Origin of the sequence: Caldisalinibacter kiritimatiensis (assembly GCF_000387765.1) — a bacterium.
In the GTDB taxonomy this organism is placed as follows: Bacteria; Bacillota; Clostridia; order Tissierellales; family Caldisalinibacteraceae; genus Caldisalinibacter; species Caldisalinibacter kiritimatiensis.
In genome coordinates, this window is the sequence record NZ_ARZA01000215.1 from 1 (window position 1) to 296 (window position 296).

At 51.7% G+C, this 296-nt stretch carries 1 rRNA gene; it reads right to left on the bottom strand.

Annotated features, from left to right (window positions below):
• Positions 1 to 296 (bottom strand): 23S ribosomal RNA (locus L21TH_RS14090); the annotation flags it as partial.

Sequence of the window (296 nt, forward strand, 5' to 3'; positions counted from 1 at the left end):
GTTTAAGACTCGGTTTCCCTGCGGCTCCAGACCTAAAGTCCTTAACCTCGCTGCATAACGTAACTCGCTGGCCCGTTCTACAAAAAGTACGCGGTTGCACATGAAAAGTGCTTCCACTGCTTGTAGACATAGGGTTTCAGGTTCTATTTCACTCCCCTCCCGGGGTTCTTTTCACCTTTCCCTCACGGTACTGCTTCACTATCGGTCACCAGGTAGTATTTAGCCTTAGGAGGTGGTCCTCCCAGCTTCCCACAGGATTTCCCGTGTCCCGTGGTACTCTGGAGCACAACCCTAGA